The organism is Schlesneria sp. (assembly GCF_036405755.1).
Classification (GTDB): Bacteria; Planctomycetota; Planctomycetia; order Planctomycetales; family Planctomycetaceae; genus Schlesneria; species Schlesneria sphaerica.
Window position 1 is genome coordinate 1 of the sequence record NZ_DASWWZ010000499.1, and the last position, 20,699, is coordinate 20,699.

A 20,699-nucleotide genomic window follows, 5' to 3' on the forward strand; every position below is an offset into this window, starting at 1 on the left:
GCATTACCGCCGGAAACACAAACGCGGCGATCCTTCGTGGCGGTGAGAACGTCAATCCGCACGGGTCGGCGTTTGTGCAGAACGTCCTTGAAAACTGCAACAACCTGTCCCCTGCGGTTCAGATCGCGGCCGATCGCAGCAACACCCACGCAAATAACATTCTGCTCGTTCACAACGTCGTCGTCGGGCAACGATGCTCGCTCGCCTATAACGAGTACGGCGCAGCGGGCTACGACCGATTGAACTGGTTCATCAAGAACAATGTTGCAGACGACTTCAACATTAAGTCGGACACGTTCCTGGGAGTGAACTCCAGCGGCACACGAACGTTCAATGCAGGGACAGTGACAGTCACGGTGACTCAAAGTGGTCATCAATACCTGAATGGAGACCTGCTTTACACCACCTCCGTGGTGCCGGCGGCCTATAAAACCGATGGGGCTGTGATCAGCAATGTGACCGCTAACACGTTCCAGTATTCGTTCGCCTCTGCCAGTGACCCCGGCCCCATCACATCGATTACTGTCGCGCCGCATCCCGCGAGAATCAGGAACTGGCCCGTCGTTTACGGCGTGAACTCAACGGGAAACGTCTGGGCTGAAACGGCAGGAATCGGCGCCGCGACGGACTTCATGCCCAATTTCACCGGACTCAAATGCCAGCCGCCTACGGTCTTCAGTGAGCCCCCCAAGTCCTTACCCAACACCATCACCTACCTCAAATTCGTCAACCGCAGAAGTTTCAACGGAACAACAACCGGCACTGGGGGGGGTGACTATCACCTTCAGCCTGACTCACCCGCAGTCGGAAACACGATCGACTGGGTCCTGCCCTACGGTCTCGACGGCAAGCCAAGAAAACCCAATGGAGCAGCTGGGGCATACGAATACTCTGACTCTGCTGGACTGATGCTTCGTAGAAGGAGAATGAAATGATTTTTGATAGCGGTGCCACGAATCAGTCAATCGATGTTCAGATTGTCGACGACTCGGGCTTGCCTGTGACAGGTCTGCTGGCGGCGGGCTTCCCGACACTGAAGTACTCGACAGCCGGCGCCCATGCGGATGTGACATTTCCGGCACTGACAGACCTGGCCGCAATCACGACCGGATACACTTCCGGGGGAGTGAAGGAACGAGGCGAAGGCGTCTATCGCCTTGATTTGCCCGATGCAATCTTCGCGGCGGCCGGACAGGTCAGAATCCGGGGCGAAGCCAGTGGCAAGCATCTGATTGTCGATACGATCGAGATCGCTCCTCCGGTCAACACGGTCCGACTGAACGGGGCTTCGCAAACGGCGAGAGACATCGGCGCGAGCGTTTTGCTTTCTCCCGGCACAGGAGCAGGCCAGGTATTGCTGACGGCGGGTGCGATCGAGACGACCGATTCGGCCTCGGTCGCAGCGATCAAAGATAAGACCGACAACCTGCCTGCGAATCCTGCAGCAGCAGGTTCACAGATGGATCTCGTCGATGCCCCTAACGCAACCGCGATCGCGTCGATCGTCACCGCCATTATGAATGGAGGATCGATCGACGGAGCCACGCTGCAGGGTGTTTTGCGACTCATCGCCGCTGCCGTGATCGGCAAGGTGGCGGGCCTGCCGGGAACGATCGTGACCCAACGGGCCATCGACGACAGCAAAGTCCGTTTGTCGCTGACGCTCGACAGCAGCGGCAACATCACCTCGGTCATTACCGACGCAACGTGATGAAACCGAACGGGGTCGAAACTCCATCCAGATCAGGCACCAACAAAGTGAAGAGAGGTAGAAGTCAACGTGGTTGCTCGTTTTGCTATTCCACTGGTGTTGTCCAGGCGTCGACTCTCGATACCTAAACCGGTCATCACGCCCGGTTCAGGAATTGTTGACATCATTCGTGTGACAGGGCAGGCGCTGAAATGGTTGCGCCCGGGGGACACCTGTTACGGAGAGTTTCAGATTCGAAACCCGACGACAGGTGTGCTGACATCGCCCGACAATATCGACGAACCGGCAATCGAGGTCTTGCGGAATAACGTGGTCGATATCGGAATCGAAGTCGTCGTGTCGGCGGCGTCAACGGGGCGTTACCGCTATCACTTTACTGTCCCGGGTGACTACCTCGCAGGTGACTTTGTCGCCGGCGTCGCCTCCGCCACGGTGGACGAGCATCTGGACATCGCGACTCTCGTCGACACTCGACTCGTGGGCGTGGATTGGACGAACCCCGGCGGGGGAAGCGGCGGAACCATCCTGAATAACATCACGATTCCTGCTGCGGTGGCTCAGGCATCACTCGTCGCGGCTCAGATCACCATTATTCGAGGAGACACCCTTGCGATCGTTCTTCCATTGATGGGAGATATCTCCACCCGCACCAAACTTGTCTTCACCGCAAAAGTCCGGTCCTCCGATCCGGACATCAAAGCCATCATTCAAGTCTCGGAAGCAGAGGGTCTGGTGCTGCTGAACGGCAGCAGCGACGTCAACCCCGCGCACGCCAGCCTTGAGGTGACAGGTGCTTCAACCGGGCAAGTGCAGCTGGTCATTGATGGAGCAGAGACAGCCGAGCTAGCCATTCGAGACCTGATCTGGGATTGCCAATTTATTACAGCAGCACGAATTTCGACTCCCATCAGCGGCGGCATCAGCATCGTCCCTGATGTGACTCAGGCGACCGCATAGTCACGGTCCTGTCGCTTCACGGATTCTCATCCAGGATTGAATGACGCAGCCCCAGGTCACGAGGCTGCCTGATCGAGACAAGGACTTGTCTGATATGACCGCATCGTCAGATACAGGACGAATGGAACTTGCTGAAGTCTTACAACCCCATCCGGGACCACAAAAGCAGTTCATCGATTCGACAGCCCAGATCGCTGTCTATGGCGGCCAGGCAGGAGGCGGAAAAACATGGGCGTTACTGGCAGAAGCAGCGCGATACATCACCGTCCCCCGCTATGGGGCGGTAATCTTTCGAAGAACATCACCGCAGATCACGAATGAAGGAGGTCTCTGGGACGAATCCATGCTGCTGTACCCTCAGTTGAATGGAATTCCTCGACATACACTCGACTGGCAATTCCCCACGGGTGACTGCAAATTAAAGGGAGTGAATACGAAGGATCTGGCCAACATTGGTTTTCGACACCTGCAGTACGAGAAGGACAAACTCGCCTGGCAAGGTTCACAGATCACCATGCTGGGATTCGATGAGCTGACGCATTTCACGGAATCGCAGTTCTTCTACATGCTTTCACGAAATCGCTCGACGTGTGGAATCCGGTCATACGTTCGTGCAACAACGAATCCGGTTCCCGAGGATGATCCCATCGGGGGATGGGTACACCGTCTGGTGGCCTGGTGGATCGATCCCGTTTCAGGCCTGGCGATTCCCGAGCGTTCGGGGGTCGTCCGGTGGTTCGTACGATTGCGAGGCGAGTTTCACTGGAGCGATTCGAGGCGGGACTTAATTGATCGATTTGGTCGGCCTGATCTTTCTGAAGATCATGAAGAACAGCCCGTCCAGCCAAAGTCATTTACGTTTATTCCAGCCAAGTTATCCGACAACCCGGCGCTCCTCAGTAAGGACCCGATGTACCGGGCCAACCTGCTCGCCCTGCCCGAGGTCGAGCGGCAACGCCTGGCAGAAGGAAACTGGAATGCCAAAGCCCGCGCAGGACTATTTTTCAAAGTCGGTCAGATCGAAATCATTGAGGCATTGCCCGTGGGGCTTCGCTATTGCCGGGCCTGGGACCTGGCAGCAACGGACGGATCGGGCGACTACACCGTGGGGGCCAAACTGGGCATCGACTCAACGGGAATCATCTACATTGCCGATATTCGCCGCGGTCAGTGGGAAAGCAGTTATCGCGATCAGGTCATTCGACAGTCGTCGGCTTTAGACGGTGTGTGCCGAATCCGCATCCCGCAGGATCCTGCGGCCGCAGGTAAAAGCGAAGCAAGAAGATTGTCGCTGATGCTCTCGGGGCTTGATGTCAAAGTGGCGGTGGTCAGCGGCGACAAGCCGACCCGCGCGATCGGCTTCGCCGCACAACTGAATGCAGGAAATGTAAAGCTACTGGCGGGGACCTGGAATCAGGGATTGCTGCAGCGACTGGATGCCTTTCCCACCAAAGGGATCCCTGACGACGAAGTCGATGCTCTGGCCGATGCGTTCAATGAACTGACGGCGATGCGGCGACTGTACGTGGGAATCTGATATCGAGACTCGGTCGATCGGAAGTAGCGACGAAGGAACGCCGTACTCGAGCATTCCTGGAATGCTGTATTGAATAAAGGTTTCGAAGCATGAAGTGGATGCGTTGGATTACAGGCCTATTCGGCAGCTCATCAAAGTCCGCAACCCCGCTGGGAGTGGGACTGAGAACCCTCCTCAACGGAAGTGCCCCCGGTGGCTGGGCCTCGGACCATCGTGAAGAGACTGCTCATAACACCGGCTTTAACTACATCGCAATTCACGCGATCGCTTCCCAGGTGGCGAGCGCGACAGTGACCGTTTTTGCCGACGGTGAACAGCAGACCCAGCGAAGGTCGCAGCGAAAGTCGCTGGCTGCCAGTGCAGGATCATTTCATCGGTGGAAGTCGATTTACGGGCTGGAGGACCGGGAAACAGACCCACTTCCTGTTTCTCACCCTCTGGTCAAGTTGATGAAACGGCCCAACCCTTATGAATGCGGTTCCAGCTTCCGCTATCGCCAGGCACAACAGATCCGGCTTACAGGGACTTGCCTTGTCTGGAATGTCCCCAGCTTCTCAGGTCCAACGTGCGAGCGGTATGTCATACCGACGGCGATGGCGTCGGCAGTCGCACCCTCGCGAGAACTACCACGAGGAGGTTGGAGAATCAGTCCTGTGGCATCGCGGTATTCCACGAAGGACGATCATGGCTATTTCGATTGTCCCCACTGGTACCGGATTCTTGGTCACATCCTCGACGCCCGGCAAGTACAGGTCATTCGCCTGCCGCACGCCTGGTTTCTGGATGACGGACAAAGCCCGCTTTCTGCCGGCGCGAAATGGATCGATGCCGGCGAAGCCGTGGATGAAGCCCGCTATCATCAGCTACGGAACGGTGTCGATCCCTCGATCGTGTGGAGCCTGCCCCCCGACGTCATGGTCGATCAGGACGAGATTGACCGCACGCAGGCCCGCATCAGTGCCAAGTACGGGGGTGCTCAGAACGTCGGGCGAGTCATGGTCGCCCAGAGTGGAACGACCATCACGCCACTGGGAACCAGCCCGAAAGAGATGTGTTATGGTGAGGGATTTCAGGACTTCAAATCGGCCATCCTGGCACTTCATCAGACCCCTCCGGTGGCTGTGGGCTTACAGGAAGCGGGCGCCTATGCAGCGTATAACGCCAGCATGAAAGCCTGGCGTCATTCCGCGATTCAGCCACTTTGTGATTTGCTCGCCGAATCCGACACCGAAGAGCTCGCTTCTCAGTTTGGCAGCGGACTCACCGTAGAGATCGAATCCAACACCGTCGACGACACTGAACTCATCGAACAGCAGTTAAAGACCGACCTGGCCGCCAGGACGCGCACCAAAAACGAATGGCGTGCCGTCCGGGGCATGCCCCCTCTCCCCAGTCCGTTAGGAGATGTCCTGGTCGGGACCGACTTCGACCCGACCGACTGTGCATCGCCCCAGTCGGAACCTCAGAAAAACAGCGGGAGAAGCAGCGACGGCCCTTGATCGTCGTCTAACCGTCTCACTGAACTTCGCCTCTGGACTGGACTCAATGAACGAGCACCCCGGCCACGAGAATACCCCCTTAGGGCCCTCAGCCCATGATCGACACTGTCCTCCTCCCCCAAGAAAGGTAACTAAGGCTTATGACTGCCACATCACGACCAAAGCGAAGCTGGCGTCCCTGGTACACGCTTCCCGAGATTCCTCTTTGCGTCGACTGCAAAGTGATCTGTATCGTGAAGCACACGCACACCACTGACGATGGGAAACGAATCCAGCACCGCTACTGCCCCAAGTGTCGCAAACCCTATAAGACCACCTATCGACCGGAACCGGCCTTATCGACCGCGACGAATGATCCAACGAGTGAACCCGCATCCTCTACGGCTGCACGCCCGAGCGACGCAGGGCTTTCCAAGTCGGTCTAAACCTCTCTGATCAGGGAAGAAGCGCGTTCCGTAACCCCATTGCGCTCAACACTTCTCATTTCTTTCGCACTCCGCTCCGATCACGAAATGGCGTTTGGTCTCTCAAGCGACGCCTGTTGGAGCTCTCTTTGAGTGAAATTCTCTCAAATTTCGCTACAACAGGTGATACGGGCTCGTTTTGACTGCGCAGTGAGACGCTGAGTCCTCAAGATCAGTCGGCCCCCTCTTTGAAAAACGGCCGCGATTGAAGACTTGACCAACGACGCGGAACAAGACGTCGTATACAATTCCACCATCCCGGTCAGTGACGGCTTTCATGGGCGAACCATGTCTGCCGAGTCGTTCCTCGGGGTCTTTCGATCTGCAATTCGGATGAATGTGATGTCTGTGGTACGTGAAATGATGAGCGAGCCGTTGAGCCAAACTCAATTTGTCGATGACACATTCCAGTATCAACCGATGCCGCCGCTTGTGCCGATCAGCATGGCGTTTGTCTGCCTTTCGCTGCTCGCCGGACTGTCCGACCTGCTTTTGATTATTCCCATGGTCGGAATTGTGCTTTCCTTCATCGGTTACTACCAGATTTCCCGTTCAAGAGGCGAATTGAGCGGGGGAGTGCTCGCACTGTCGAGCCTGGTGTTGATGCTGCTGATCTTCATCGCATTTGCTTCGCTGCACTTGCACAGCTACGCCACGGAAGTCCCCGTCGGGTATTCCCGGGTGAATTTCAATCAGGATATCTCCCAGAAGGGTTTCCCCACGGAAAACGGCCAGCCCGGCATCCATCCCGATGTTGCAAAACTGGCTGACCAGCCGATTTATCTCAAAGGCTACATGTTTCCCTTCCGGGAAACCAAAGGCCTGAAATCGTTTGTCCTGTGTAAGGATTCAGGAGACTGCTGCTTCGGGGGCCAGCCCAAGCCGACCGACATGATCCTGATTAACATGATGGATGGGCAAACGGTGGATTACCACGAAAAGCAACTTGTCGGGGTAGCCGGAACACTCAAAATTGAACCGACATATGACGAAAGCGGGCTGAACCCCGTCTATCAGCTCGACTGCCAGCATTTTGCCCCGGCGAAAACCTGGTATTGATCTTTACGCCAAAAACCGGGCGCAAGAGAATTCAAGACCTGTACACCGAAAATGTATCCGTCCATCACAATAGCGGGCGGATGCATTCCAGTCTTTGAGCCACCGAAAGCACGGGACAGCATTCTGTGCTTCTCGCTCAATCAAGGATGAATGAATGCGTATCCCGGCATTTCCATACTGGACAGCACCACAACTCGGAATTGCGCTGGTCCTCATTTTTCTGACAGGCTGTGACAAGACTGACCTGAGCGAGTATCACCCCGCAGGACAGGAAGACAAATCCAGCGCCGGGCAGAGTGTCAAAGGGGACAACGCTTCTCAAACCGAAACCGAAGCCGTGACTGTAACGCCGGCCCCCGAGACCCAGGTGCCGGCGGAACCAGAGGAACCGAGTTCTCCTGTCGTGACCACAGTCACACCTGACGAAGCGGCGACAGACCAGAGCGAAGATGAGGTTATGGACGCTCCTGCCGCGTCGGCCCTCGTTCCTGTCAATGTTGTGGCGAGCGTCCAACAGTTGCTGAGCGTCCCGAACGCCCCCTCCTCACCCACCACAGACCCAGCTGTCGCTGAGAATAGCAGCACGGAGCCGCCGACATCACAGCAGGAGGACCAGCCAGACAAAACGGAGGCGAAAACAGGCCCGGGAAACGAAATTCAGCTCCTCATCAAAGAAAAGCAGTTTCAGACGGATCCCCGCACGGGGGCTCTTCGCCTGTCATTTGATGACCTGGATCTGCTCAAAGTCCTGAACATGGAACCGGTTGTTGTCAACGCCGTGGATCTCATGCCAGACTGGCTGAAAGGACTCGACGGCAAGCAGGTGAAAGTTCGTGGCTTCATGTATCCGACATACGAGACCGAAGGGATCGAGCGTTTCGTGCTGGCTCGTGATAATCAGATCTGCTGCTTCGGCCGTGACCCAAAGATTTATGACCTGATTCAGATCGACATGAAAGCGGGCAAAACAACTCGCTACATTCCTGCAACCCGTTCTTTCGATGTGCTGGGGACGTTGCGAATCAAGATGGTCGCACCGGATGGGACCCCTTACGGGCTCTATTTCATCGAGGACGCAACCGTCATCGATCGGTGATCATCACCTTCGCACACCTTCCACTCAGCGTCACCTCTTCGCAACCGATTTGAATGTAACTGTTTGAGGATATTCCTCTCGCGACGGCGCTCGCCCAAGTTGCGCATCTGCCCCTCGACCGGGAGCGTCCACGGTGAACCGTGCCCAGACGGGCTGCGCAGAGGACATACCGCGACGAAACCGAAGATGTAACTCGCCCAGACGTAGCGGGTGAGTCACATCTTCCCCCTGTCGATGACATCCTGCTGGCAGACCTGCATCAGGCCATTTCGGGCTCTGGTTCGGTCGTTGCGGGAGCCGGAGTTTCGCTCACCACTAATCGATAAAGCGGCAGATCACCAAATTTCTGCGTGCACTTGAGACACTTCGCCTTGGCAATCCCTTTCCCGTTGGCGCCGCCCAACTTGGCTTCGGTTCTCGCCGCTTCGCTCAGTACGACACCGCATTTGGCACAGCGCCACCCGGTGACTTCAAGCTTGAATCCCGGATCCTTGATGTAGTAGTTGAGCTTGGCCAGTTCCTGCACGGGCGCGCCGCTCATGACGCACTTATGAACGAGATACTCGTCCGTCAGTGGGACTTCCGTATTCGTCCCGAAGTCCTGAATACCGCAGACCGACTGCATTCCCTCAACAAACGCGCGATACTCGGACAGACTGAACGAGAGATACTGCGGGTTCGTCGAATCCGGGGTCTTCGGAAGCTTAACGGCAATCCGGTTGGTCCCGAACACGGGGATATCGGCGAACAGTGACTCAACCCCAATCGCAGCCGGCTGAGCCGCCGTGATTTGAGTGAGCAACTCCTTCGTCAGAAGCTTCTTCGCAGGAATGGCGAGTTGCTCAAATGTCCCCTGCTTCGAGAAGTGCTCGATCATGGCCTGGCGAACTGGCGGGAACTTCTTCGCATTCGCTCCAAATTTGCCGACAACCAGCGTGGCAATCAGCAAATCATCGGCGGAAAAACCGATGTCGACTGCCTGGCATTCATTCAGCAGACTGTCTGCCTTGATTCGCAGCTTAACGGGATCAACAGTGTGCAGGCGAATGTCGTTCAGCCATTTCTTGTAACGGCTTGTGAGGACAGGATCCTCTCCGGTACTGGCGGCTTCAGCTTCGACCTTCTTGGGTGCCGGCTTTCTCGGAACGACGAACTCTGACTGACAACGGGGACATTTCCCCTTGCGCCCACGATGGCGTTCCTTAACACGAATGCGGCATCCCTGAGGACAGAAGATTACGAACGTGTCCTTGGACCGCATCGATTTTCGGACTTGCTGAATGTCCTGCTCTTCGTCGGCTGCGATTTTTAACAGATCCTCAGCAGCCGCCGCCTCCACTTCCTGCGGGGAGGGAGGAGGTTCGTTCAAGGACTGGATCGGGGGCAGTTCCGCCTCGCTTTGAACAGGCGGTTCGTTGACGTCCATCTCGGCGGGAGAGGTGCTGGCAGCGGGCGTACCGGCGTATGTCGGAATGGAGGGAGCGGGAGTCTCTTCGAGGGGGCGCAATCGGAACGTCTCCTCATCAGAAGCGACCTCTTGTGCTTCGTCAACGACCTCTCCGAAGACGGTCCCCATGGAAAGATCGAAATCGTCCTCGTCATCCCCCCCCGTGTCGCTCGCCTGGAAATAATTTTCCGGGGCAGAATTGAAGTCTGAATCAAAGCCCGAATCACGTCGCTGGAGAGAATCTTCTTCCGTTACGAACGAGGCCTCCAGAATCGGGAGATCGATGTGTTCGATCTCGAAGTGCGTGGAGGCCTGCTTTTTACGGTAGGATTCTTCGATTTCGGGACGCAGAAAGGTCCCGCAGTTCCAGCAGCGGACCAGTCCTGTCCGGCAGGTTTCCCCACAACTGGGGCATGCTTCCATGTCTTCGGCGACGGCATTGTCGGTGGGCAGAATATGCGCTTGGGGAAGCGCGGCGGCTCGTTTATCAAGAACATGACCGCAAGCGTGACATTCGCAGGTATCGTTCAGCAAGTAGGTTCCGCAATGCGGACAGGAAACAATTTGCATCTTCATGGCAACCAACCGACTCTTTTTATTCGGACGATTCGCCGCGACTTAAGACAATCCATCCCGCGTCGAAGTCACTCAGGAATATTTTGGTCAATAATTCACAGAAGTTTGGCAGGCGTCCCCTGCGTCAAGAAATGTCGAAGATTCTCTTCACGAATAGAATCGGGAGAATGCCAGCCGTCACGCAATCGGAAAAATGGAAAAACGCCATGCTATAGCCGCTTTACTCAAAAATGTACCGTTTTGCGGGGGTGAAATCACCCCAGAATATCAGATCACCGCAAAATTTGCGGATTACACGGATGCTCATCGAATTGATGGCGTCACCGCCGATTCATCGGTAAGATCCGTGATGTCGCTACGTCAATTATTCCCAGCTCGTCAAGTACTGTTCAGGCGACGAGGGTGATTGGCAGGTCAGGTTAAATCAAGGAGTGCCACTGTGTTGTGTCGTTTGCTTTGCTTTGGATTCATCGTATCCACGTCGTTGATCACGGCGACCTTTGCCGCTGACAATGAACCGCCAGCGGGATTCAGGGCGCTCTTCAATGGCAAAGACCTCGCTGGATGGCACGGTCTGGATACCAAGGACCCCCGCGCCGTCCAGGCGTTGTCTGCCGCCGAACAGGCCGATGCCCGCAAGGCCAGCCTGGAGGACGTCAATAAACATTGGTCGGTTCAAAAAGGCGAACTGGTTAACGACGGTTATGGATTGTATCTGACTTCGAACGAAAACTTTGGCGATTATGAGTTATTCGTCAGTTACAAGACGGTCCCCAAGGCCGACAGCGGCATCTACCTGAAGGGAACGCCTCAGGTTCAGATCTGGGACTATACCGAAGCCGAAAAGTTCAACATCGGTGCCGACAAAGGTTCAGGCGGCCTCTGGAACAACAGCGCTGGACGACCCGGGAAAGATCCTCTCGTGCGGGCTGACCACCCCTTTGGCGAATGGAATACGTTCCGCATTCGTCAGGTGGGTGCTCGTACCACCGTGTTTCTCAATGGGAAGCTCGTTGTCGACAATGCCATTCTGGAGAACTTCTTCGATCGCAAGAAGCCTCTGATCGCCAAGGGCCCGATCCAACTGCAGACCCATGGTGGCGAGATCCGCTGGAAAGACATCTTCATCCGGGAAATCCCTGCCAGCGAAGCAACCTCGCTTCTCGCGAACGAGGGCTTCACTTCCCTGTTCGACGGCAAGAGCCTGAAGGGTTGGGCTGGTGCAGTGGACAACTACGAAGTGGTTGACGGCGCCATCCGCTGCAAGACGGGTAAAGGTGGAGTTCTTCACACCCCCAACGAGTACGGCGATTTCATCGTTCGACTCGAATTCAAGGTTCCTGCTGGCGGCAACAATGGTTTGGCCATCCGTTACCCCGGCCAGGGTGATGCCGCCTATACCGGCATGTGCGAACTTCAGGTCCTGGACAATGTCGCATCACAGTACGAAAAGCTGGACCCTCGCCAATACCATGGCTCGGCCTATGGAATGGTACCTGCTGCTCGCGGGTATGAGCGTCCCGCCGGAGAATGGAACTTCCAGGAAGTCACCGTCATCGGTTCCACAGTCAAAGTGGAACTGAACGGAAACGTCATTCTGGACGCCGACCTCAGCGAAGTGAAGGACCTGATGGCCAACACTCCTCACCCCGGAAAAGAGCGTACCCAGGGTTTCTTCGGATTTGCTGGCCACAGCGATCCTGTGGAGTTCCGCAATGTGCGAATCAAAGAACTGTCGACAGTGAAGTAAGAATCGACAAGGTTCTCTGACGAAAACCGACTTCGGCGGGATGACGGATACGTTCGCCATCCCGCCGAGTATTTCGTGACAGTCTCAGCTCAAGGCTGACACCGCTGCCGAAAGCAATCAGAGCCTGCTCGTCAGGATGGGATCATCCCGGCAGTGTTGCCCTGCCCTTATCGGAACAGAACAACCTGCTCGCTGCAGGTAAACCTCCACTCAATGCAGGGGCTGACGCGATCCGTATTGCGGCCCGCTTGACTGGAGATGCCATTAAGTCACAGGACGAGATTAAACGGGCCGAACATTCTCAGCGCAGGGCCCTTGCCTTCCCATGGCCTCAGTATACGTCACCTTCTGACCTTCGCGAAGTTCATTAAAGCTCACACCCTGAACGGCGGAATGATGGAAGAACAAATCCTTCGTTCCATCCGTCTTAATGAACCCGAATCCTTTTTCCATCAATTTCTTGATACTACCTTCAGCCATTCTTTATTCCAGCCTTCCGAGATGGATGAAGGCCAATCTGCTTACGTTTCAGATAGACATTCACCCTGACGATGACGCCCACTGTAGCACGTTTTATTCATCGCCACCGCACACCAATAAAAACTTGCTCATAATTTTACGTAAGTTAACATTGCTGCCCCAGGATCGAAAACACCCTTTCGACGGAGTGGCGGCAACGCGATGATTCCCTCGAAGACCGAAAACCCCTGTCGAAGTCCTCTGTTTTTCCCGCTTGTGAAAGAGATTTGCCCAGACTCCAATCGCTGTTTGTACCACCTGAAGGCCCCGCAAACCGTCACTTAAAGTGACTCAGGAAGACGAAACATGAAGATTGTCCGCGTTGAATCGATCCCGGTCAGAATCCCGCTGAAGCCGGAGCGGAGGATGATTTCAGCGCTGGGGCACCATAATGTGTCAGAGTATTCCCTCGTCAGGATCTTTACCGACGACGGTCTCGAAGGATGGGGCGAAGCGACTGCAACGCCGCGCTGGAGCGGAGAGACCTGTCGCGGCACAATGGCCATCGTACAGGAAGTTCTGGCCCCTGCGGTCATCGGCTGTCCTGTTGCAGATCTGGTGGAACTCGACAGGCGGATGGACGCCGTCGCCGTCGGTAACTGGTTTGCCAAATCGGCGATCGAAATGGCCTGCTGGGACCTCCTCGGCAAAGCAGCCAACAAGCCGATCTATGAATTACTCGGGGGAGCCTGCAGGCCCCTGACCATTCGAAGCCGCTTCTCCCTGGGGGCCTACGATCCGGAACGGGCCCGGCGACGCGCCAAAGAACTGGTGGACGCCGGATTCACCACCATCAAAGTGAAAGTCGGTATCGATCCAGCCAGGGATGTCGAACGAGTCCGGATTGTGCGAGAGACCATCGGCCCTGACATCGATCTGACCATCGACGCAAACGGGGGCTGGGACGTCAAAACGTCCATTCGTTGCATCCGCGAACTGGAAGACTGCAATCTAGTTCTGGTCGAACAGCCGATCCCTCCTGGTGACTACACAGGACTGGCGCACGTTCGCAATGAAACGGGAGTCAAAATCCTGGCGGACGAAAGCTGTTTTGACCTGATTCACGCTCAGGAATTGATTCAGCACCAGTGCTGCGACGCCATCAGCCTGTACCCCGGCAAGAACGGCGGCATCCGCAAGGCAAAGCAGATCGCTGACGTCGCCGAGGCACACGGGATCGCCTGTTCCATCGGATCTAATCTCGAATGGGATCTGGCAACGGCCGCGATGGCTCACTTCGTCGTGGCCACTCCCAACATGCAAATCGAAAAGTATCCCGGCGACACACTCGGTCCCGACTACCACGAAATCTCGATTGCCCGTAACCCGATCAAGATCGACGGGCCATTTACGACACTCGGCACAGGGCCGGGACTGGGAGTCGAAATCGACATGCACATCATCCAGCAGCACCGAATCAACTGATCACGGTTGGCAATTCCCAACAGGCAGAACCGCTCCGCAGCATCACTCGTCAGCCGAGCTTGCGGAGCAACTGCCTAGCTCGGCTCTTCCATCGGCCATGCTTGCGGGCAATGCTGGTCGGGCTGCCGTTAATATCCATGATCAGACTGGAGAGAAGATTCCGAGCCTCGGAAGCTTGTCCGTTTTCGGCATACAGCTCGGCCAGCAGGTACATCGCTTCGGGGTGTCGCCAGCGGCGAATGTGCCACTCGAACTGCGTTCGAGCCTCGTCCCGCTCCCCGAGTTCCTTCAGGGCACGTCCATTTTCCAGTGAGACGTCGCCAAACTTGTATTGGGGATCCTTATCGAGGATCGCTCGCGTGAATGACCGGACATCCTGATAGCGCTTCTGAGCCGTTGCAATCTGGGCGGATCCCCACAGCGCCTGCAGATCCTGAGGATCTTTCTTGAGTGCCTGAGCATACGCCTCGTTGGCTCGCGACAGGTTTCCGACTTCTCGAAGTGCGTTCCCCCACTGCACGTACTGATGGGAATTGCCGATCTGCCTGGCAGCCGTTTCCAGCCGTGCCAATTGTGGCCCGCGCGTCCACCGTCGCAAGAACGTCAGCTCACCATATTCCCTGGACGGGAGGTAGCGGATGACGAAATAGCCAATTGCTCCAAACGGCTGGATGATCAGCATGATCCAGATCCAGAAAAAGCGATCGGGCTCTGTCCGGTAACAGTGAATCAACATCCAGATCAGGAATACGAAGTACAAGGTCGACATCATGGATGCGACCAGTTCGAAGAGCATCAGCGAACCCCCACCGGCAGGCTCGTCGACCACAATCTCAAACTCACCGGCAGCGAGTAGCAACCACATGCAAGACCTTCCCACGCAAATGACCAGACAAACCCTTGTCCAGCGGGCGCACGATAGTCTTACCCGTCAGGAGCGAAGATGAGCACACGAGGCGCGTGCTCCATGATAGTCTGCACGATCTCGAATCCGAAGCGGGGCGAGATCGTGAAACGGGACTTCGCTCTTTACGAACACCGGAAGATGCTACTTCGTTGGCACATCGCGGTTGGGAGATGACCAGAAAACTCTTCCCAGCCAGGTCGTCCCATCGGCTCCGTGGGGATGAGGTTTGTCACTGACCAGAAATTCCGAATCCGTAACCCACGACTCGTTCGGGGTAATGGCGGCAGCACCAAAATTCCCCAGCATGACGCCCCGCTCGGGCAGGATCGCACGTTCGGTTGCTCGGATCACCTGAAGTGAATCAGGGTCCACTTGAGCAACAAAGATAGGAGCCCGGTGGCGGAAAATATGATCGTTGTCAGCTCCGCGACGGGTGTACGTCAGAAACAAGCCATTGCTGTGAGTCAGCCAGTGCGCCTGTGTGTTGTAGCTACCCAGATCCTGACCGTCATCGAAGGTCCATGTCTTGACGGGATCAAAATGCAAGCCGTCCCGGCTGGCCGTCACGTAAGCATGTGTGTCGTTTCGAATCGTGAGAAACAGCCGATCCTGATATCGGGTCAGTGACGGCTCATAAAAGCCTCGTCCCTCGGAAAGGGCCAGTTCATCGCCGTGCTTGACGTAGCGCATCTCGCTTCCATCAAAGCTGCAATGCAGAACGGTGGTCGCATATTGAGTTCCCTTCGCATCACGATAGTAGATGGGAACCAGCAGAGATCCGTCCGCCTGCTCCAGCCACTGCACGCAGCCTGGCGCAACGAGAAAAAATTTCTCCTCAGTCTGGGGCAGTGCCAGCATCTTCCAGGGGGACCAGCGATTCGTGACCGGATCGAAGACCGCGTAAGCACACTCGTGCGAGCGAGGCTTGTCGAGCAACTGATCCCCTTGCCGGCTGTAGCGCAGCTTAACGCCAATCGCCAGCACCTTCCGATGGTGTGTCAGCCAACCCGGCGTGACATCACACACGGCGATGGTTTCACCGTTATCACCCGCTTGCCAGGCCAGCTCAGGAATCTCAGTCGGTCCGGTCCAGGTATGCCCCAGATCATCCGTTCGCAGGTAGTACAATCCAGAATAGTGGTCATTCGCACTGAGATGCTTCTGGATCGTCATGACGACGGCGGGCTGTTCACCCTTTCCAAATCCTGGCATCGCGGCGACGCGCGGATGAAACCAGCAGAACTTGGAATTGAGTTCCTGAATCACCGGCGCGGCCTGGACACGGTAGTGAAGGATCACGGGAGCGGCGAGTACCAGCAGTGATTGCGCGGCACGAATACGAACGTCAGCCACTCGATCATCCAGCAGGTCGACCAGGCCCTGCTTCAGATTCACTAACCGGGCGTCTCCCGCGAATGTCGCCGCATAAGTTCGAACGATATCCTGATCGCTCTTGAGGTTTCGCTCGAGAGCCTTCTGACCACTTTCGTCACCCAGAATCGCGAGGGCATGCTCCAGATTGGCGCGAGGGACCGGATCCCCCACACGTTCCATCTCTTTCTTCAGTCGCGGGATATCTGTGCTGTCACCGATCTGGCCGAGAACCCACGCAGCAATCGCGTAGTACTTCGCCTCGGGATGCTGCAGCAGCTCGCGAACGGTCTGTCTGGCAGAGTCATCACCAACTCGCGTCAGGGCGGCCGCGGCCATCAGTTTCAGTATCGGATTTTCATTCTGAACGTACGCACGACGCATCGCCTGACCGTCACCGATGTCCGCCACCTTGAAGAGACTCTCGGCGGCGTGGATATGGCCGTGAGGCTTGTCACCCGCAAGGATGCCCCACATCACATTCCGAGCGGATCGATCTCCCGCCCGCACTAACTCGCGGGCAATTCCACACCTTCTCTGATCGTCTGTTTCCGAATTCAGTTTCGGGGTCAGGAAAGCAATCACTTCCTGCTGATGCCCGGCAAGGGTGAGTGCTTCGGCGGCATGAATGGCGGGCCAGAACTCTTCACCCGCCATTCCCGCACGCAGCACCTTCAGGCACTTTTCACGGAGAGCGGGATCGAGGGAAATGCGATCATCCGCCCCGCTCGCGAATCCCATGGCGAAGACGTGGATCAGAATCGCCAGGACACGGCCTGCTCGCGCATACGCTGTCATCTTGCCCCCAGTTTTAAAGGAATTGCCTGAAGTCCGTGTCAGCAGCCGCGCGGCACTACCACGCGGTCCATCCCCCATCGACGAGCAGATTCTGGCCCGTGATGTAACTCCCTGCGTCGCTCACCAGCAGAAGTAAGGGTCCTTTCAGTTCGCTGGGAACGCCCATTCGCCGCATCGGATTCTTCGTCTTGAGCCGTTCCACCATGGCTTGCGGAGCCTGTTCCGAAGGGAAAGGTCCCGGGCTGAGACAGTTCACGCGCACGCCGTCCCGCGCCCAGTAGACAGCGAGATGACGGGTCATGTGGACGATCCCCCCCTTCAATGTGTGATATTGAACGGGACTGGTCGGACAAACACCTTCGTAGGCATCCGGGTATGAGCCCACGACGCCATACATCGACCCGATCATCACAATCGATCCCGAGGCACCGCGACTGACCAGATGATCCCGCAGACGCCTTGCCAGCAGAAAGTATCCCGTCGCGTTCTGCAGGTCTTTGTTGAAGGCTTCCGCGGTGACGTTCGTCAGGTCCAGAGCATGGCCCTGTTGCCCGTTGTTGATCAGGATGTCAACCTGCCCCGCTTTCTCGAGTGCCGTTTCAAAGCCGGCGTTCAGCGAGGTCTCGTCCATCTGATCCAGCGTCACGGCATGATGCTTTGCCCCACCCGGAGACGGCAATCCCGTAACGACTTCTTCTGCTCGTGAAAGTTCACGGCTGCCGACAACGACACTGGCGCCGGCTTCTGCCAGTGCTCGCGACATCGACTGTCCCAGAAAGCCCGATCCCCCTGTAATCAGACACACGCGTCCCGACAGGTCAAACAATTCAGAAATCGTAGGTTCGTTCATGCTAATCCTATTTGTCGCTGTGCCTGGCCAACGATGTCGACTCCCACCTGATCACTCCACGCTTTCAGCAATCGCTTCGTGACAGGCCCCACCTTTCCGTCCGCCACCGGAAGCCCGTTGAAACGGGTGGCGGGCATCATGCAGTACGGTGTACTCGTGAAGAAAACTTCGTCTGCGGTCGACAGGTCATACATCTGCAGACGCGTTTCGCGCACACCAATCCCCAGCTCGTGCGCCAGCTCAATGACGGTTTGCCGACTGATTCCGGCCAGGCAATTCTCTGTCGAGGGTGTTCGCAGTTCTCCGTCGATCACGGCGAAGATATTCCCCCCCTTGTTTTCCGAAACGTTGCCATCGATATCGAGAATCACCACCTGGGCATCCGGATCAACCATGCGGGCTTCGGAATCGGCAAGAGTATAAAACAGCCGACTGCGATTCTTGATCCGTGCGTCCAGTGATTGAGCGGGAATGGCCCGACTGAACGAGGTGACTGCATGGCACCCTTCTGTGTAGTAGCGGGCCCAGCCACGAAGATCCATGGGGCTGGTGAAGATCATGACGGTCGCGGGACTCATCTGTGCCGCAGTGGGGCCCGGCTTCATGAGACCCCGCGAGATGTTATGCACGATCCAGCAGTCATCGTCTTCGCCCATCAGCGAGCGATTCGCCTCCAGTACCTGCAGCGTCACGCGTGTCATCTCGTCAGGAGTTAACCCGGGGTTCACCCGGCAGACTTTCAGTGACCGATACAGCCTTGTGATATGGTCTTCGAGGCGAAACGGCTTGTGACGAAAGGTGCGTGTGGATTCTGTCAGGCAATCTCCCAGCATGATCGCACTGTCGAAAATCGAAATTTTCGCTTCCGATTCGGGGACCATTTGTCCCGACAGATAAACCTGGCGTTCCGTCCGAACCTCGTCGTTCATCTTTGGCCCCAAGGAAAAAGCTCTTCTCGTTCGCCGTCACATTCTCGATGACAAATGGCACGCCAGCGGTCTTCACGCGACAGGCAGTTCCATCACAACTCCGACAGATTCCCCCTGCTTCACTCGGGGGAACGTCCGCAAAACGATGACCTGCCCCGCCTGGGTAGAGACAATTTCGCGTGGTTCGCCCCCTTCGAGGGGATACACAGTCCCCATCACGTCGCCCGCAGCGACCATGTCTCCGAGCTTCACCCGCGGATCGAAGTAACCCGTCAGAGGTGACGGATTACAGATCTGCATATGTCCCTGATCAGGTTCCGGATTCTCAACGACCCTTTCCACGCGACTGACCGGACACGGTCGATCAAGCATTCCTAATTCGGCCATCACATTCAGACACCCTGTGAAGTAGGACTCTATTCCTGCCCGATCGCAGGTTGCTGAACCGAGATACTCACAATAAATGGCGGGGACATTCGCATCGCGAGCGACTGACAGGGATCGACCGTTGAGATTGGCTGCCGTCCCCCAGATCAGTGGCAGATTGAAGGCCTTTGCCATTCGTCGCTGCACACCCAGCGTGGCGGGGTCGGCATGCATGACATACCCCGCCAGGGGATAGACAGACAGTTCTGTCCCTCCTGTGTGCAGATCGATGTAATAATCCACCTTCCGGATCAGCTCACTCAATGCAAAGGCTGTCTGCTCTGTGATGCTTCCATCCGGTCGTCCAGGACAGGTACGCGCCAGATCGAGCCCATCGTCGCCGCATCGATGTCCCCGCAAGAACGCCGACTCATTGACGATGGGAACCAGCGTCAGACGTCCCTTGAAGCCGGCGACGTCCGATGACTGGCGGGAAAACAGATCAATCAACCGGCGGATCGCCGCGATCGGTTCAAACTCGTCTCCATGCACCCCACCCGTGATGAGCAGATGAGGCCCGCCGGAGCCCGCTTGAAAGTCGTATTGCCTTAGTGTCGGTTTGGTACCGGTCATAGTTTCGGTTCCGCAGGGGCGACGATGGATTCTGCCTGACAGTCTTTGAACCGAAAACCGCCATCGACAGGAAAGACGACCCCCGTGACATAGTCTGCTTGTTCAGAGACAAGAAACGCGGCCGCGTTTCCGATGTCTTCAGGCAGGCCGAGTCTTCCCCAGGGAAGCCGAGCCCCTTCTTCTTCCATCGTCTCGTCCGAGAACGTGACGTGCTCTCCAGGGGTATCGATCCAGCCCGGCTCGATACAGTTCACATTGATTCGGTGAGGGGCCAGCTCCACAGAAATCGTGCGGGTCAGATGATTCAGTCCCGCCTTCGCTGCACCATAGGGGGCACAGAGCGCAAACGGCATCTCTGCCTGAACGCTGGAAATGAAAACCATCTTTCCGCGGATTCTCTGTGCGACCATATGGCGAGCCACGAGCTGGCTCATGTGAAAGCCACTGATCAATGTTCCGTTGATCGTCCGTTCAAACTCGTCTGGCGAATACTCCAGAAACTTGCCGCGACGGCTGTAGGCGGGGTTGCTGACGAAGATGTCGATCCGGCCTGCAGTTTTGATCGCCTTTTCGACCAGCGCCTCGCAGCCCGCGCGAGAAAAGACGTCGGCATCCATGGCATGGCAGGTTCGGCCCAGAGCCCGAATCTCTTCTGCTGTCGCAGCGAGATCCGGACTGCCGGGGCGATCGTTCAGGATGATGTCCGCACCACAGCGAGCCAGTTGCAAGGCGCAACCTTTTCCTATTCCGCGCCCCGCTCCCGTCACGAGGGCGAACTTTCCAGTCAGATTAATCACGGTGATTC

18 protein-coding genes are annotated in these 20,699 nt (G+C 56.6%); 10 read left to right on the top strand and 8 right to left on the bottom strand.

Annotated elements, in window-relative coordinates; all coding sequences use genetic code 11:
* The 8 genes from VGE80_RS16725 to VGE80_RS16760 all read left to right on the top strand — a co-directional run.
* On the top strand, positions 1 to 935 hold a 935-nt coding region (locus VGE80_RS16725), incomplete at its 5' end, for a hypothetical protein (protein WP_440593457.1).
* Positions 932 to 1,711, top strand: a complete 780-nt coding sequence (locus VGE80_RS16730) for a hypothetical protein (RefSeq protein WP_373649329.1) — start codon at positions 932 to 934, stop codon at positions 1,709 to 1,711. The genes VGE80_RS16725 and VGE80_RS16730, both read left to right, overlap by 4 nt.
* A 69-nt stretch (positions 1,712 to 1,780) precedes the next feature.
* A complete protein-coding gene (locus VGE80_RS16735) occupies positions 1,781 to 2,668 on the top strand; it encodes a hypothetical protein (RefSeq protein WP_440593458.1) in 888 nt (295 codons plus the stop codon).
* A 94-nt stretch (positions 2,669 to 2,762) separates the two neighbouring features.
* Positions 2,763 to 4,205, top strand: a complete 1,443-nt coding sequence (terL, locus tag VGE80_RS16740; protein ID WP_440593459.1) for a phage terminase large subunit — start codon at positions 2,763 to 2,765, stop codon at positions 4,203 to 4,205.
* Positions 4,206 to 4,294: 89 nt separating this feature from the next.
* Positions 4,295 to 5,704: a phage portal protein gene (locus VGE80_RS16745; RefSeq protein ID WP_440593460.1), complete on the top strand. Its 1,410-nt coding sequence runs from the start codon at positions 4,295 to 4,297 to the stop codon at positions 5,702 to 5,704.
* Between the two features lie 140 nt (positions 5,705 to 5,844).
* On the top strand, positions 5,845 to 6,129 hold the full coding sequence (locus VGE80_RS16750; protein ID WP_373649333.1) for a hypothetical protein: 285 nt from the start codon (positions 5,845 to 5,847) through the stop codon (positions 6,127 to 6,129).
* A 381-nt stretch (positions 6,130 to 6,510) separates the two neighbouring features.
* Positions 6,511 to 7,227: a DUF3299 domain-containing protein gene (locus VGE80_RS16755; protein ID WP_440593461.1), complete on the top strand. Its 717-nt coding sequence runs from the start codon at positions 6,511 to 6,513 to the stop codon at positions 7,225 to 7,227.
* 154 nt (positions 7,228 to 7,381) lie between these two features.
* The gene (locus VGE80_RS16760; protein ID WP_440593462.1) at positions 7,382 to 8,323 is read left to right on the top strand and encodes a hypothetical protein; all 942 of its coding nucleotides are present in this window, start codon (positions 7,382 to 7,384) and stop codon (positions 8,321 to 8,323) included.
* A 259-nt stretch (positions 8,324 to 8,582) separates the two neighbouring features.
* Here VGE80_RS16760 and VGE80_RS16765 read toward each other — a convergent pair whose 3' ends face one another.
* The gene (locus VGE80_RS16765; protein ID WP_440593463.1) at positions 8,583 to 10,346 is read right to left on the bottom strand and encodes a hypothetical protein; all 1,764 of its coding nucleotides are present in this window, start codon (positions 10,344 to 10,346) and stop codon (positions 8,583 to 8,585) included.
* Between the two features lie 439 nt (positions 10,347 to 10,785).
* Here VGE80_RS16765 and VGE80_RS16770 point away from each other — a divergent pair, with 439 nt between their 5' ends.
* Positions 10,786 to 12,096 carry a 3-keto-disaccharide hydrolase gene (locus VGE80_RS16770; protein ID WP_440593464.1) on the top strand — a complete coding sequence of 437 codons (1,311 nt, stop codon included), beginning with the start codon at positions 10,786 to 10,788 and terminating at the stop codon, positions 12,094 to 12,096.
* A gap of 282 nt (positions 12,097 to 12,378) precedes the next feature.
* On the opposite strand, the gene VGE80_RS16775 is transcribed toward VGE80_RS16770, so the two are convergent.
* Positions 12,379 to 12,576, bottom strand: a complete 198-nt coding sequence (locus VGE80_RS16775; protein ID WP_397568434.1) for a cold-shock protein — start codon at positions 12,574 to 12,576, stop codon at positions 12,379 to 12,381.
* A 345-nt stretch (positions 12,577 to 12,921) separates the two neighbouring features.
* Between VGE80_RS16775 and VGE80_RS16780 the strand changes: the two genes are divergently transcribed.
* Positions 12,922 to 14,040: a mandelate racemase/muconate lactonizing enzyme family protein gene (locus tag VGE80_RS16780; RefSeq protein WP_373649339.1), complete on the top strand. Its 1,119-nt coding sequence runs from the start codon at positions 12,922 to 12,924 to the stop codon at positions 14,038 to 14,040.
* Between the two features lie 49 nt (positions 14,041 to 14,089).
* On the opposite strand, the gene VGE80_RS16785 is transcribed toward VGE80_RS16780, so the two are convergent.
* The 6 genes from VGE80_RS16785 to VGE80_RS16810 all read right to left on the bottom strand — a co-directional run bounded on the left by VGE80_RS16785 (position 14,090) and on the right by VGE80_RS16810 (position 20,691).
* Positions 14,090 to 14,905 carry a tetratricopeptide repeat protein gene (locus tag VGE80_RS16785; RefSeq protein ID WP_373649340.1) on the bottom strand — a complete coding sequence of 272 codons (816 nt, stop codon included), beginning with the start codon at positions 14,903 to 14,905 and terminating at the stop codon, positions 14,090 to 14,092.
* Between the two features lie 183 nt (positions 14,906 to 15,088).
* Positions 15,089 to 17,116, bottom strand: coding sequence for a HEAT repeat domain-containing protein (locus tag VGE80_RS16790; RefSeq protein ID WP_440593465.1), 2,028 nt, complete (start codon positions 17,114 to 17,116; stop codon positions 15,089 to 15,091).
* Positions 17,117 to 17,171: 55 nt separating this feature from the next.
* Positions 17,172 to 17,966, bottom strand: coding sequence for an SDR family oxidoreductase (locus VGE80_RS16795; protein WP_440593466.1), 795 nt, complete (start codon positions 17,964 to 17,966; stop codon positions 17,172 to 17,174).
* On the bottom strand, positions 17,963 to 18,895 hold the full coding sequence (locus VGE80_RS16800) for an aminotransferase class IV (RefSeq protein ID WP_440593467.1): 933 nt from the start codon (positions 18,893 to 18,895) through the stop codon (positions 17,963 to 17,965). The genes VGE80_RS16795 and VGE80_RS16800 overlap by 4 nt, the downstream gene beginning before the upstream one ends.
* A gap of 72 nt (positions 18,896 to 18,967) precedes the next feature.
* The gene (locus VGE80_RS16805) at positions 18,968 to 19,894 is read right to left on the bottom strand and encodes a succinylglutamate desuccinylase/aspartoacylase family protein (RefSeq protein ID WP_440593468.1); all 927 of its coding nucleotides are present in this window, start codon (positions 19,892 to 19,894) and stop codon (positions 18,968 to 18,970) included.
* The gene (locus VGE80_RS16810) at positions 19,891 to 20,691 is read right to left on the bottom strand and encodes an SDR family NAD(P)-dependent oxidoreductase (RefSeq protein ID WP_440593469.1); all 801 of its coding nucleotides are present in this window, start codon (positions 20,689 to 20,691) and stop codon (positions 19,891 to 19,893) included. The genes VGE80_RS16805 and VGE80_RS16810 overlap by 4 nt, the downstream gene beginning before the upstream one ends.
* Positions 20,692 to 20,699 lie beyond the last annotated feature (8 nt).

Bases quoted from the DNA above. Each gene is read 5' to 3' on its own strand.
- VGE80_RS16730 (WP_373649329.1), top strand. From the start codon at position 932: ATGATTTTTGATAGCGGTGCCACGAATCAGTCAATCGATGTTCAGATT.
- VGE80_RS16745 (WP_440593460.1), top strand. From the start codon at position 4,295: ATGAAGTGGATGCGTTGGATTACAGGCCTATTCGGCAGCTCATCAAAG.
- VGE80_RS16780 (WP_373649339.1), top strand. From the start codon at position 12,922: ATGAAGATTGTCCGCGTTGAATCGATCCCGGTCAGAATCCCGCTGAAG.
- terL (WP_440593459.1), top strand. From the start codon at position 2,763: ATGACCGCATCGTCAGATACAGGACGAATGGAACTTGCTGAAGTCTTA.
- VGE80_RS16755 (WP_440593461.1), top strand. From the start codon at position 6,511: ATGTCTGTGGTACGTGAAATGATGAGCGAGCCGTTGAGCCAAACTCAA.
- VGE80_RS16805 (WP_440593468.1), bottom strand. From the start codon at position 19,894: ATGACCGGTACCAAACCGACACTAAGGCAATACGACTTTCAAGCGGGC.
- VGE80_RS16790 (WP_440593465.1), bottom strand. From the start codon at position 17,116: ATGACAGCGTATGCGCGAGCAGGCCGTGTCCTGGCGATTCTGATCCAC.
- VGE80_RS16775 (WP_397568434.1), bottom strand. From the start codon at position 12,576: ATGGCTGAAGGTAGTATCAAGAAATTGATGGAAAAAGGATTCGGGTTC.
- VGE80_RS16800 (WP_440593467.1), bottom strand. From the start codon at position 18,895: ATGAACGACGAGGTTCGGACGGAACGCCAGGTTTATCTGTCGGGACAA.
- VGE80_RS16750 (WP_373649333.1), top strand. From the start codon at position 5,845: ATGACTGCCACATCACGACCAAAGCGAAGCTGGCGTCCCTGGTACACG.
- VGE80_RS16760 (WP_440593462.1), top strand. From the start codon at position 7,382: ATGCGTATCCCGGCATTTCCATACTGGACAGCACCACAACTCGGAATT.
- VGE80_RS16785 (WP_373649340.1), bottom strand. From the start codon at position 14,905: ATGTGGTTGCTACTCGCTGCCGGTGAGTTTGAGATTGTGGTCGACGAG.
- VGE80_RS16765 (WP_440593463.1), bottom strand. From the start codon at position 10,346: ATGAAGATGCAAATTGTTTCCTGTCCGCATTGCGGAACCTACTTGCTG.
- VGE80_RS16795 (WP_440593466.1), bottom strand. From the start codon at position 17,966: ATGAACGAACCTACGATTTCTGAATTGTTTGACCTGTCGGGACGCGTG.